This window comes from Xanthobacter cornucopiae (assembly GCF_043195065.2).
Lineage (GTDB): Bacteria > Pseudomonadota > Alphaproteobacteria > Rhizobiales > Xanthobacteraceae > Xanthobacter.
This window is the reverse complement of record NZ_CM195531.1, coordinates 1,744,862-1,757,901: the sequence shown is the minus strand read 5'-3', so window position 1 is coordinate 1,757,901 and position 13,040 is coordinate 1,744,862. Positions and strand designations below refer to the sequence as shown.

Sequence of the window (13,040 nt, the reverse complement as noted above, 5' to 3'; positions counted from 1 at the left end):
GATTCAGCTTTGCCGTGCACCCTGATTCCCGCGCGGCGGGGGTGCGCAACGGAACGTGGAGCTTGTGTGCATGTGTGGCATCGTCGGCATCCTGGGCAAGAGCGCTGTGGCGGATCACCTGCTGGAATCGCTGAAGCGGCTGGAATATCGCGGCTATGATTCCGCCGGTGTCGCGACGCTCGAGAACGGTCACCTGGAGGTCTGCCGTGCCGAGGGCAAGCTGCGCCACCTGGAGCAGAAGCTTCACAAGCACCCGCTCACCGGCCCTATCGGCATTGGCCACACCCGCTGGGCCACCCATGGCAAGCCGTCCGAGCGCAATGCCCACCCCCACGCCACCAAGCGCGTGGCGGTGGTGCACAACGGCATCATCGAGAACTTCCGCGAGCTGAAGCAGGACCTGGCCGATCTCGGCGTGTCGTTTCGCAGCGACACCGATACCGAGGTCGTGGCCCAGCTGGTGGACCGCGAGCTGCTGGCCGGCCGCGATCCGGTGGCGGCGGTGGCGGCGGTGCTGCCGCGGCTCAAGGGGGCGTTCGCCCTGGCCTTCCTGTTCGACGGGGAAACCGACCTGCTGATCGCGGCCCGGCGCGGCTCGCCGCTCGCCATCGGCTATGGCCAGGGGGAGATGTTCCTCGGCTCGGACGCCATCGCGCTCGGCACCCTCACCGATCGCATCGCCTATCTGGAGGAGGGCGACTGGGCGGTGCTGACCCGGGGCGGGGTCACCATTCGCGACGAGGACGGGCGGGTGGTGGAACGCACGGTGCAGAAGGTGCCCGCCGGCGCCCTGCTGGTGGACAAGGGCAACCACCGCCACTTCATGGCCAAGGAGATCTACGAGCAGCCGGAGGTCATCTCCTACAGCTTCGGCCATTATCTGGACCTTGCCACCGAGAAGGTGGCGGTGCCCGAGCTGCCGTTCGATCTCAACGCGGTGCGGCACATCTCCATCACCGCCTGCGGCACCGCGCTCTATGCGGGGGCGGTGGCGGAATACTGGATCGAGCAGTTCGCCCGCATCCCGGTCTCCATCGATATCGCCTCCGAGTTCCGCTATCGCGAGACCCCGCTGGAGCCGGGCGGGGTGACCATCGTCATCTCCCAGTCGGGCGAGACAGCCGACACCCTGGCCTCGCTGCGCTATGCCAAGGCCTGCGGCCAGAAGGTGGTGGCGGTGGTGAACGTGCCGACCTCCACCATCGCCCGGGAGGCGGACATGGTGCTGCCGACCCTGGCCGGGCCGGAGATCGGGGTCGCGTCCACCAAGGCCTTCACCTGTCAGCTGGCGACCCTGGCCTGCCTGGCGGTGGCGTTCGGCCGCGCCAACGGGCGCCTGGCGGAGGACGACGAGCGCCGGCTGGTGCGCGCCTTCATGGAGGTGCCCCGGCTGATGACCGAGGCGCTCAAGCTCGCCCCCGAGATCGAGGTTCTGGCGCGCACGCTGGCCAAGGCGCGGGACGTGCTCTACCTCGGGCGCGGCAGCAATTATCCGCTCGCGCTCGAGGGCGCGCTGAAGCTGAAGGAAATCTCCTACATCCACGCCGAGGGCTATGCCGGCGGCGAGCTGAAGCATGGCCCCATCGCCCTCATCGACGAGAAGATGCCGGTGGTGGTCATCGCACCCCACGACCGCATCTTTGAGAAGACCGTCTCCAACATGGAGGAGGTGGCGGCGCGCGGCGGCAGGATCATCCTCGTCACCGACCCCAAGGGGGCGGAGGCGGCCCATGTGGACGCGGCGCAAAAGCTGATCCTGCCGGAGATGTCCCCTGCGGTCTGCCCGATGGTCTATGCCATCCCGGTGCAGCTCATCGCCTACCACACCGCCGTCATCATGGGCACCGACGTGGACCAGCCGCGCAACCTCGCCAAATCGGTGACGGTGGAATAGCCGGCACGCCCCGGCGGTTGCCGCCCGGGGGGCGCTGATTTTCATTCTTGCGCACCACGGGTGGCAGCGGCGCGGTGATCGGGATGCCCCGGGCATGCTTCCTGTCCGGACGGATGGGTCCCGGCGGCGGGTGGCATCCTGGGCCGTCCCGCCCCCGGGCGCCTTCAGGGGGAAGACGAGGCCAGATGCAGCCCGCGGGATTCACGCTCGTCATGAACATGGCCGTCGCCGGGCTGTTCGCCGCGAGCTATGTGACGATTGCGCTGCTCAACCCCGGCAATCGCGCGCCGATCTGGTTCGCGGCCAGCTACGGTGTCGGCATGTTGACGCCCACCGCGCAGCTGGGGCTTGCCTACAGCGGCTGGGCCACCCTCTTCGGAGCCCTGGTCTATTTCAGCTTCGCGGCGGCCCTGCTGCTGATGGTGCCTGCGCTGGCGGTGTTCTATCGCCGTCCGCCGCCCTGGCGGCTGGCGCTGGCCCTGGCGGCCTATGCGGTGCTCGCGGTGCCGCTGCTGGCCGTGCTCCGGCGTAACTCGCTGGCCTATGAGCTGGCGTACCAATCGCCCTTCGCGCTGGCGATGCTGGCCTGCGTGGGGGTTGTGCTGCGATACAGCCCCCGGGCGGTCGGCGACCGGCTGCTGGCCGGCATGTTCGCGCTGCTGGGGCTGCATTTCCCGGTGAAGGCAGTGGTCGCGGTCCAGGTGGGGACCGGGGCCAAGGCCACGGACTATATCGCCAGCACCTATGCCCTGATCTCCCAGGTCAGCTCCGGCATCCTGCTGGTGGCCACCGGCCTGGTGCTGCTCATCAAGGCCCTGCAGACGGTGATTCTGGAAAAGCAGGCGGATGCGGAGACCGACCCCCTGTCGGGTGTCGCCAACCGGCGCGGATTCGAGATGCGCTCCCGCCTGTTGCTGGCTCGGGCTGCCGCGCAGCGCCGCCCGGCCTGCCTGCTGCTGCTGGACCTCGATCATTTCAAGGCGGTCAACGACACTTATGGCCATGCGATGGGGGATGCCGCCATTCGCGCCTTCGGCGCCATGCTGCTGCGCACCGTGCCGCAATCGGCGCTGGCGGCGCGGATCGGCGGCGAGGAATTCGCCGTGCTGCTCGAGCGCACCGGGGTGGAGGCGGGGCGGCTCCATGCGGAAACCCTTCGGCTGGCGACGGCCACCTGCATCGAGGACGGAGCGCCCCCCCTCACGGTCAGCATCGGCGTCGCAGAGATCGGCCCATCCTATGATCTGGAGGAGGCGGCCTTTCGCGCCGACACGGCGCTCTATGCCGCGAAGACCGCTGGCCGCGATCGCGTCGCCTGCGCGCCCCCGCAGCCGGTCGATATGGTTTCGGCTTAACTTTAAGATGTGATAAATTTTATTTTAAAATCAAATGATTATGGTTAATTCTTCACGTGAAGAGTCAAGGGTTGGCGCTATTGGCTCGGACGCGTGAGGATGAAGACGGCGAGGGCGGCGAACAGCACGCCGAGCGCGATCAGCGCCCCCGGCGGCGCGCCGAAATACCAGGAGCCGCTGAAGGTGCCGACGAAGCTCGAGAGGGCAAGCAGCTTGGCGGCCAGCGGAATCGCCCCGGTCTCGCGCCAGCGCCGGACGCTGGGGCCGAGGTAGCGATGGGTGAGCAGCCAGGCCTCGAAGCGCGGCGACGAGCGGGTGAAGCACCACGCCGCCAGGATCAGGAACACGGTTCCCGGCAGCATGGGAACCACCATGCCGATGGCGCCGACCACCAGGAACACCACCCCGGCGGCGAACAGCGCCTGCCGGTAGAGCGCCGCCCGCACGCCGCGGGCCCTGCTGGTGCGATCAGCCTGCGAACGATGGAGGGGGCGTTCTCCCGGGGTGTCCGGGTGCGACGCCGGCCCGCCTGCGCCACCGGGGACGCCTGGGGCCGAAGGCTCGGGGGGCTGGCGCGGTGGGGGACTCATGACCCGACCATGCCGTCTCCACCGGCGAAGGGCAAGGGAGCGGAGGGCAAGGGAGCGGAGGTCGGGGACGGAGGTCAGGGGTGAAGGTCAGGGGCGGAGCGGGCCGGCGTCCCCGGGGGCTCAGCCGGCGGAGAGCAACCGCACCGCGGCGTCGCGCTCGTGGAGATACAGCAGGGTGTGCAGAGGCGCCGCCTCGGGGCGGGTCAGGTCCGGGTCGGCGCCGATGAGGGCGGCGGCGGCGGCGCGGGCCGCCTCCATCTCGGCGCCGTGGACCTCCAAGCGGGCGACGCGGAAGCCGGGCATACCGCTCTGCCGGGTGCCGAGCACGTCGCCTTCGCCGCGCAGCCGCAGGTCCTCCTCCGCCAGCCGGAAGCCGTCCTGGCTCTCGCGCAGGATGGAGAGGCGGGCCTTGGCGGTCTCGCTCAGCGGGCCGCGATAGAGCAGCAGGCACGTGGAGGCTTTCTCGCCGCGCCCCACCCGTCCGCGCAGCTGGTGGAGCTGGGCGAGGCCGAACCGCTCGGCGTGCTCGATCACCATCAGCGTGGCATCGGGCACGTTCACCCCCACCTCGATCACCGTGGTGGCCACCAGAAGGCGGGTTTCGCCGGCGGCGAACCGGCTCATGGCGGCGTCCTTGGCCGCACCCGACATGCGCCCGTGCACCACATCCACCCGGGCGCCGAAGTGGGCCTTGAGATCCTCGAACCGCTCGGTGACGGAGGTGAGGTCGCTGGTCTCGCTCTCCTCCACCAGGGGGCAGATCCAGTAGGCCTGGGCGCCCCGCGCCAGCGCCCGGCCGACCCCGGCCACCACCTCGTCGAGCCGCTCCATGGGCAGGGCGCGGGTGTCCACCTCCTGCCGGCCCGGCGGTTTTTCCCGCAGCTCGCAGGAGTCCATGTCGCCGAACAGGGTCAGCACCAGGGTGCGGGGAATGGGGGTGGCGGTCATCACCAGCATGTCCACCCCGGGGCCCTTGCGGGCCAGCGCCAGGCGCTGCTCGACGCCGAACCGGTGCTGCTCGTCCACCACCGCCAGGGCCAGATCGCGGAACGCCACGTCGTCCTGGATGAGGGCATGGGTGCCGATGAGAAGGCCGGTGCGCCCCTCGGCGAGGCCGGCCAGCAGCGCCGCGCGGGGCTTGCCCTTCTCCCGCCCGGTGAGAATGGCGACCTCGATGCCGGCGGCGGCGGCCAATGGCGCGAGGGTCTCGTAATGCTGGCGGGCGAGGATTTCCGTGGGCGCCATCAGCGCCGCCTGGCGGCCGGCTTCCAGGGCGGTGGCCGCGGCGAGCAGGGCCACCACCGTCTTGCCGGAGCCGACGTCGCCTTGCAGCAGCCGCAGCATGCGGGTGTCGGCGGCAAGGTCGGCGCGGATGGCGGCCAGCGCCTGTTCCTGGGCGCCCGTGAGGGCGAACGGCAGCGCCGCCAGGATTCGCCGCGACAGCGCCCCGTCACCATGCGTGGGCCGCCCGCCGGCCTTCTCCTCCCGGGCGCGGACAAAGGCGAGGGTCAGCTGGTGGGCCAGCATCTCGTCGAAGGCGAGGCGTCGCCAGGGGGCGCCGGTGGGTCCGGCCTCTTCCGGCGTCGCCGGGCGGTGGAGGCGGGCGACGGCCTCGTGGAAGGCCGGCCACTGGCGCGCCGCCGCCACCGCCGGCGGGATCCATTCGGCGAGCTGCGGCACCCGCCCGACCGCCGCGTCGATGGCGCGGCGCAGGTGGCCGGCGGCAAGACCCTCGACCAGCGGGTAGACCTGCTCCACCTGCGGCAGCCGGGCGAGCCCGGCGGCGTCCAGCACCCGGTCGGGATGGGTCATCTGCCGCATGCCGTCGTAGAGCGAGATGCGCCCGCACAGCCAGCGGGTCGCGCCCACGGGCAGCATGTGCTCAAGCCGGGCGCGATCCATCTTGAAATGCGCCACCACCAGGCTGCCGCTGGCATCCGAAACGAAGGTGCGGTGGGGCGCCCGGCTGCCCTGGGGCGGGTGCTGGTGGCCTTCCACCTGCACTTCCAGCGTCACATCGGTTTCCGGGATCGCCTCGGCGATGGTCGGGCGGGCGCGCCGGTCCACGAACTGCGACGGCATGTGGAACACGAGGTCGAGAACCCGCGGCGGTTCGCGCCCGAGCAGGCGCGCGAACGGGCGCAGCAGCTTGGGCCCGATGCCGGGAAGACTGTCGAGGGCTGCGAAAAGCGGATCGAGCGAGGCCGGACGCATGGCGGAGGGGAGGGTGGTCGATCTCTTAATGTGGCGCAAGAACTTAAAGTTAAAGTTCAACTTGAGGTATCGCTGATTTTCCTATTATTTCAATGGCTCACACTCAAAAGCGGAATATGTGCATGAGCGGCGAGGACGGCGAGGGCGAAAAGGCCGAGCGGATGGCCTTCATCCTGGCTCTGCGCCAGCACGGCATCCGCGACGTGGCGGTGCTGCGGGCCATGGAACTGGTGCCGCGCCCGCTGTTCGTGGACCCGCAGTTGCGGCGCCATGCCTATGACGACGTCTCGCTGCCCATTCCCTGCGGGCAGACCATGTCCCAGCCGAGCCTCGTCGCCACCATGACCGAGGCGCTGGGGGTGACCGCCCAGCATGCGGCATTGGAGGTCGGCACCGGCTCCGGCTATCAGGCGGCGGTGCTGTCGCATCTGGCGGCACGGGTGGTGACGGTGGATCGTTACCGCACGCTGGTGTCGGAGGCGCAGGCCCGCTACGAGGTGCTGGGGTTGCGCAACCTCACGGCCTATGTGGGCGACGGCATGCTGGGCATGGCCTCGCGGGCGCCGTTTGACCGCATCATGGTCACCGCGTGCGCGCGCGAGATTCCGCCGCCGCTGCTGGATCAGCTCAAGCTCGGCGGCGTGCTTATCATGCCGCTGGGGAAGGCCGACGAGGTGCAGATGCTGGTCCGGGTGGTGAAGGAGCTGTCGGGCAACCAGGTGCGGGAGCTGATGCCGGTGCGCTTCCTGCCGCTCATTCCGGGCGCGGCGGCCACACTCTGACGAGAAAACGCGCGCGCGCCGTGTGCCCGTCGATGGGCCGATTGCGGATGCGTCCGCCATGGCCTATCCACATGGCAAGGTTTGTGTGCGGGGTTGAGACGTTGCGGACTCTTGCTGCGCTGCGCTGGCGCCATATTCTCGGGTGCGTCCTGGTGCTGTTTCTCCTCGCCGGATGCGGCGGGCGACCGAATGGTGCGTTGATACCTGTGCTCGATGAGGTTCCGGGCACCTCGCGCGTCAACATGATCGCCGCCACCGTCCGCGCCCGCACCGAGGGGCCGGACGTGTACACTGGCGAGCGTGGCCTCACGCCCACGTTCGTCGAGATCGACGTGTCGATTCCCCCCGACAGCGCCCGGGCGCCCGGCGAGGTGCAGTGGCCGAAGACCATTCCCGGCAACCCGGCCACCGATTTCGTGACCACCCGGCTGGAGGACCTGACCCAGCCGGAGGCCATCAAGTGGTTCAACACCCGCATCAAGCGCACCCCCGGGCGCCAAGCCCTGGTGTTCGTGCACGGCTACAATCAGCGCTTCGACGATGCGGTGTTCCGCTTCGCCCAGATCGTCCACGATTCGGGGGCGGACGTGACGCCGGTGCTGTTCACCTGGCCCTCGCGCGGCAGCCTGCTGGCCTATGGTTACGACCGCGAGAGCACCTCTTATTCCCGCGACGCGCTGGAGCGTCTCCTGACCTTCATGGCCAAGGACCCGAACGTGGGTGAGATTTCCATTCTCGCCCACTCCATGGGCAATGTGGTGACGCTGGAGGCGCTGCGGCAGATGGCCATCCGCAACGGTCGCATCCTGCCCAAGATCAAGAATGTGATGCTGGCGGCGCCGGATGTGGATTCCGACGTGTTCCGCGTGATCTTCAACGAGCTGGGCGAGCCGCGGCCGCATTTCACCTTGTTCGTGTCGCAGGACGACAAGGCGCTCGCGGTTTCGAAGCGGGTGTGGGGCGACGTGCCCCGCATCGGCCAGGTGGATCCGAGCCAGGAGCCCTACCGCAGCGAGTTCGAGAAGAACCAGATCACGGTGCTCGATCTCACCAAGCTGAAGACCGACGATCCGCTGAATCACGGCAAGTTCGCGGCCAGCCCGGAGGTGGTGCAATCCATCGGCGCCCGCCTCGCACAGGGCCAGACCATGACCGATTCCCGGGTCGGCCTTGGCGAGCGCATCGTGCAGTTTTCCAGCGATGCCGCCTCGACGGTGGGCACCGCCGCCGGCCTCGTGATCGCCGCGCCGGTGGCGGTGATCGATCCCGAGACCCGCGACCATTACTCCACCCATGTGAACCAGCTCGGCACCAGCATCACCGACACCGCCAATTCCGGCGCCCAGGCGGTGGCGCCGTCGCATCCGCAATAAGCGGGATTTCCGGGGCCGGCGTCGGCCGGGCCCGGGTGTGGTACCCATGCGCCACACCTTCTGCCCCAAGGGAAGGGTGGCGGCCTTTCGTTTCAGGTCGCGTTTGCATTCGACGGGCCGCTGGGTATAGTCCGGCCACTTCGCTGCCATCGGCATCGCGCGGGATTCGCCGGTCCGGCCGGCTTCGCTCCTTCGACCCCCACAGACGAACGAGGACGCAAATGTTCATCACGCCTGCTTTCGCCCAGGGCGCTCCGGCCGCCGGCGGCGGGGCTGACATGCTCATTCAGCTCGCCCCGTTCCTGCTCATCTTCGTGGTCATGTACTTCCTGATCCTGCGGCCGCAGCAGAAGCGGGCCAAGGCGCACCAGGAAATGGTGACCGCGCTGCGCCGCGGCGACGTGGTGGTCACCGCTGGCGGTCTCGTGGGCAAGGTGTCCCGCGTGGTGGACGAGAACGAGATCGAGTTGCAGATCGCCGACAATGTGCGCGTTCGCCAGCTCCGCACGCAGATCGCCACCGTCCGCTCCAAGGGCGAGCCGGCCCCCGGAGAGGCCTCCGCCTCCTGATTCGCTTTTATAGATAGCGCGACATGCTGCATTTCTCCCGAATCAAGACAGCGGCGATCCTGATCTCGGTCGCCCTCGGCATTCTGTTCGCGCTGCCCAACGTGCTGCCGCAGAGCGTGCTCGCGCACCTGCCGAACTGGCTGGCGTCGAGCCGCGTGACCCTCGGCCTCGACCTGCAGGGTGGCTCGCACATCCTGCTGGAGGTGGACGGCGACGCGCTGCGCAAGGAGCGGGCCGAGCAGGTGCGCGACGAGGCGCGGCGCGTGCTGCGCGACCAGAAGATCGGCTACAGCAACCTGGCCATCCGCGACACCACCATCACGCTGCGCCTGCGCGACCCCGCGGACACCGAGAAGGCGCTCGCCGAACTGCGCAAGCTTGCCGCGCCGGTGTCCAGCGCCGTGTTCGGTGGCGGATCGGGGGAGATGGACCTGCTGGTGTCTTCCGCCGGGGAGGGGCAGGTCTCCTTGCAACTCACCCAGGTGGGCCTCGACGCGCGGATGCGCTCGGCGGTGGACCAGTCCATCGAGATCATCCGCCGCCGTATCGACCAGCTCGGCACGGTGGAGCCCAATATCCAGCGCCAGGGCCTCAGCCGCATCCTGGTGCAGGTGCCCGGCCTGCAGGACCCGCAGCGGCTGAAGGCGCTGCTGGGCCAGACCGCCAAGCTGTCGTTCCGGATGGTGGATCAGTCCATGTCGCCGGAGCAGGCGCAGGAAGGTCGCGCCCCGGCGGATTCCGAAGTGCTGCAGGGCCAGGACGGCCGGCCTTATTTGGTGGAGAAGCAGGTCCGCGTCTCAGGCGAGGATTTGGTGGACGCCCAGCCCGGCTTCGATTCGCAGAATCGCGAGCCGATCGTCTCCTTCCGCTTCAATTCCAACGGCGCCCGGCGGTTCGCCGCGACCACCCAGGATGCGGTTGGTCGGCCGTTTGCCATCGTGCTCGACAATCAGGTGATCTCCGCGCCGGTGATCCGCGAGCCGATCCTCGGCGGCTCGGGTCAGATCTCTGGCTCCTTCACGGTGCAGCAGGCCAATGATCTGGCCATCCTGCTGCGCGCCGGCGCCCTGCCCGCGCCGCTGAAGGTGGTGGAGGAGCGCACCGTGGGCCCGAGCCTTGGCGCCGATTCCATCCAGGCGGGCAAGGTGGCGGCCTATGTGGCCACGGCCCTGGTGGCGGTGTTCATGATCGCCGTGTATGGGCTGTTCGGCGTGTTCGCCCTGATCGCGCTGGCCGTGCATGTGACCTTGATGTTCGCGCTCCAGTCCCTGCTGGGGGCGACGCTGACCCTGCCCGGCATTGCCGGCGTCGTTCTCACCATCGGCATGGCGGTGGATTCCAACGTGGTGATCTTCGAGCGCATCCGCGACGAGGCGCGCGAGGGACGCGCGGCGATCTCTGCCATCGACAAGGGGTTCGTGAACGCGCTCGGCACCATCCTGGATGCCAACGTTACGTCGCTGGCCACCGCCGTCATCCTGTTCCTCATGGGTGGGTCGGGCCCGGTGCGCGGCTTTGCCGTCACCTATATCCTGGGCCTGCTCACCACCATGTTCACGGCCTACACCCTCACCCGCCTGATGATCGCCTGGTGGGTGAAGTGGCAGCGTCCAGCCAAGCTGCCCATTTGAAGGTGCGCCGCCCATGCCTTTGATCGACTATATCCCGGCGCACACCCATATCGGGTTCATGAAGCTGCGCCGTTACAGCTTCCCCTTCTCGGCGGTGCTGTCCGTGCTCGCGGTGGTGCTGTTCGCCACCGTGGGTTTCAACCTCGGCATCGATTTCCGCGGCGGCACCCTGATCGAGGCCCAGACCTCGCAGGCGGCCGCGGATGTGGGGGCCCTGCGCGAGCATCTCGTCGATCTGGAGATCGGCGACGTGCAGATCCAGGAGTTCGGGTCGCCGCGCGACGTGCTCATCCGCCTGGGTGAGGTTGGGGATACCGACGCCGCGCAGCAGGCCATCGTCGCCGAGGTGCGGGACGCGCTTGGCGCCGACTACACCATTCGCCGCGTGGAATCCGTGGGCCCGAGCGTGTCGGGGGAACTGGTGCGCCAGTCCATCCTGGCCATGGTTCTGGGCGCTGTCGCGGTTCTATGCTACCTGTGGTTCCGGTTCGAGTGGCAGTTCGCGGTCGGCGCCATCGTGACGACGATGCACGACATCTTCGTCACGCTGATGATCTATTCGATCCTCGGCATCGACTTCGACCTGACCTCCATCGCCGCCATTCTCACCATCATGGGCTATTCGCTCAACGACACGGTGGTGGTCTATGACCGCATCCGCGAGATGCTGCGGCGGTACAAGAAGATGCCGTTGCCGGAGCTGCTCGATACGGCGGTGAACGCGACCTTCTCGCGTACCATCATCGTGTCCACCACCACCTTCTTCGCTACGCTGGCCTTGTATTTCTTCGGTGGCGAGGTGCTGCGCGGCTTCTCGCTGGCGATGACGGTGGGCGTGGTGATCGGCACTTATTCCACCATCTGCGTGGCGGCACCCATTCTCATTCACCTGGGCTTGCGCGCGAGCACGGTGGAGCCGAAGGCCGAGGAAGCCAAGCCTGAGGTGGAGGACGTGCTGCCGCTGCCGGAGGCCGCAGCGTTCATCGAGGCGGAGGATGTCGCCGCGGGCAAGGCCGCGCCGGTGTCGACGCCTGCACTCACCGGGTCCGTTCAAAGCCGGGCCTCGGGCAGGGGTGGAAAAGGTGGAGGCAAAGGCGGCGGCGGCAAGGGCGGCGGCAAGAGGCGCTGAGCAGATGGTCTCGTCGCCGGATGCGCCGTTCCTCCCCCGGCAAGTGCCGATCGACGGCTATGGGGCAAGGTTCTTCCATTTCGCGGGCATGTCCCATTCGGGCTCGCTTCTGGCTTTGCCCTCCGGCATCCGCCCGTGGGGCGTGGCCGCGTGGGGTGACCTCGACAGCGCGGCGTTCGCGCCGATCCTGGCCGAGGCGGCGGCGTTCGAGTTGCTGTTCATCGGCACCGGTCGCGATCCGGCGCATTTGAAGGAGCCGCTGAAGCAGCTCTTGCGCGATGCCGGCTTGCGGTTCGAGCTGATGCCCACTGGGGCGGCGGCTTCGACTTACAATGTCCTGCTGGAGGAAGGCCGTCCTGTCGGCGCGGCGCTGATCGCGCTTTGAGCGCTCGGCGGGCGCCGGAGCCACCCCGGGCGCTATGGTGGCCGGCGGCTTGAGGGGGCGCCGGGGCAAGGATCAGGTGTCGCAGCCGCGCGCCGGGGTGAGGTGTGGGGGGCGAGCGGTCCGGGCACGTATTCGCCCTTGGCGCGAGGCGGTGTCTCGGCGTATGCAACGCCGATGTCCGCCGCAGCCTCATCCGCCAGCCGCATTGACGCGGCTTATGCCTATTGCGCCGATCTGGTCCGAGCCCAGGATCGCGACCGTTTTCTCGCGGCCCTGTTCGCGCCGGAGGCGAGGCGGCGGCATCTGATGGCGCTCTACGCCTTCAACCTGGACGTGGCGCGGGTGCGGGAGCTGGTGCGCGAACCCTTGCCGGGTGAGGTGCGGCTCGCCTGGTGGCGGGAGGTGATCGAGGGCGAGGGCCGCGGCGCGGTGGATGGCCATCCGGTGGCGGTGGCGTTGCTGGATACGCTGGAACAGGCGGCCTTGCCGAAAGCGAGCCTGATCAACCTGATCGACGCGCGCATCTTCGACCTGTACGACGACCCGATGCCCAGCCTGGGTGATCTTGAGGGCTATGCGGGAGAAACCGCGGGAGCCCTGCTCCAGTTGTCTGCGCTGATTCTCGCCGGCGCGGGTGCGGGGGAGACGGCGGATGCCTCCGGCCACGGCGGGGTGGCCTTGGCGCTCACCGGGCTGATGCGGGCCTTTCCGATTCACGCCGGGCGCGGCCAGTGCTACCTGCCGCTTGATCTCCTGGCCCGGCACGGGCTGGATCGAGACGCTGCGGTGGCGGGGCGGGACACGGCGGAGTTGAGGGCGGCGCTGGCTGAGTTGCGGGTCGAGGCGCGCCGGCATCTGGCGCATGCCGGGGCGGCGCTGGCCGCACTGCCCGAGGCGACGCGCAAGGCGGTGGCCGCGCCCTATCTCACCCTCGCCCTGGTCCCGGGGGATCTGAAGGCGCTGGCACGCCAGCACAATCCGTTCGGGGAAGTGGCCGGGCTCGCTCCCATGTGGCGCACCTTCGCCTTGTGGCGCGCGGCGCGGCGCGCGGCGCGCGGCAGAGCGTGGGTGAAGCCGGCCTGATAGATCGGAGGGGGACCGGGGCCGGCGGTCGTATC

The 13,040-nt window shown here is 69.0% G+C and carries 11 protein-coding genes; 9 read left to right on the top strand and 2 right to left on the bottom strand.

The features are described 5' to 3' along the window. The first annotated feature begins 70 nt into the window (after positions 1-70). Complete coding sequence (gene glmS, locus V5F53_RS07885; RefSeq protein WP_393997053.1) at positions 71-1,894, top strand: glutamine--fructose-6-phosphate transaminase (isomerizing); 1,824 nt, start codon at positions 71-73, stop codon at positions 1,892-1,894. A 185-nt stretch (positions 1,895-2,079) separates the two neighbouring features. Then, positions 2,080-3,249, top strand: a complete 1,170-nt coding sequence (locus V5F53_RS07880) for a GGDEF domain-containing protein (protein WP_393997052.1) — start codon at positions 2,080-2,082, stop codon at positions 3,247-3,249. Positions 3,250-3,326: 77 nt separating this feature from the next. Here the strand turns inward: V5F53_RS07880 and V5F53_RS07875 are convergent, their stop codons facing one another. Together V5F53_RS07875 and recG are read right to left on the bottom strand one after the other, a co-directional pair. Beyond that, positions 3,327-3,695, bottom strand: a complete 369-nt coding sequence (locus V5F53_RS07875; protein WP_393997051.1) for a YbaN family protein — start codon at positions 3,693-3,695, stop codon at positions 3,327-3,329. 264 nt (positions 3,696-3,959) lie between these two features. After that, entirely contained in the window at positions 3,960-6,053 is a 2,094-nt protein-coding gene (recG, locus tag V5F53_RS07870) for an ATP-dependent DNA helicase RecG (RefSeq protein WP_393997194.1), read from the bottom strand. 122 nt (positions 6,054-6,175) lie between these two features. Between recG and V5F53_RS07865 the strand changes: the two genes are divergently transcribed. The 7 genes from V5F53_RS07865 (at position 6,176) to V5F53_RS07835 (ending at position 13,005) form a co-directional block, all read left to right on the top strand. After that, positions 6,176-6,835 (top strand): protein-L-isoaspartate(D-aspartate) O-methyltransferase, encoded by a 660-nt coding sequence (locus V5F53_RS07865; RefSeq protein WP_393997050.1) that lies wholly within the window; start codon positions 6,176-6,178, stop codon positions 6,833-6,835. A gap of 71 nt (positions 6,836-6,906) precedes the next feature. Further along, on the top strand, positions 6,907-8,208 hold the full coding sequence (locus tag V5F53_RS07860; protein ID WP_393997049.1) for an alpha/beta hydrolase: 1,302 nt from the start codon (positions 6,907-6,909) through the stop codon (positions 8,206-8,208). Between the two features lie 221 nt (positions 8,209-8,429). After that, positions 8,430-8,777 (top strand): preprotein translocase subunit YajC, encoded by a 348-nt coding sequence (yajC, locus tag V5F53_RS07855; RefSeq protein WP_393997048.1) that lies wholly within the window; start codon positions 8,430-8,432, stop codon positions 8,775-8,777. A 23-nt stretch (positions 8,778-8,800) separates the two neighbouring features. Beyond that, positions 8,801-10,408 carry a protein translocase subunit SecD gene (secD, locus tag V5F53_RS07850; protein WP_393997047.1) on the top strand — a complete coding sequence of 536 codons (1,608 nt, stop codon included), beginning with the start codon at positions 8,801-8,803 and terminating at the stop codon, positions 10,406-10,408. Between the two features lie 13 nt (positions 10,409-10,421). Further along, positions 10,422-11,537 (top strand): protein translocase subunit SecF, encoded by a 1,116-nt coding sequence (secF, locus tag V5F53_RS07845; RefSeq protein ID WP_393997046.1) that lies wholly within the window; start codon positions 10,422-10,424, stop codon positions 11,535-11,537. A gap of 4 nt (positions 11,538-11,541) precedes the next feature. Then, positions 11,542-11,922, top strand: a complete 381-nt coding sequence (locus V5F53_RS07840) for an Mth938-like domain-containing protein (protein WP_393997045.1) — start codon at positions 11,542-11,544, stop codon at positions 11,920-11,922. Positions 11,923-12,096: 174 nt separating this feature from the next. Further along, positions 12,097-13,005 (top strand): phytoene/squalene synthase family protein, encoded by a 909-nt coding sequence (locus tag V5F53_RS07835; protein ID WP_393997044.1) that lies wholly within the window; start codon positions 12,097-12,099, stop codon positions 13,003-13,005. Positions 13,006-13,040: the final 35 nt, after the last annotated feature.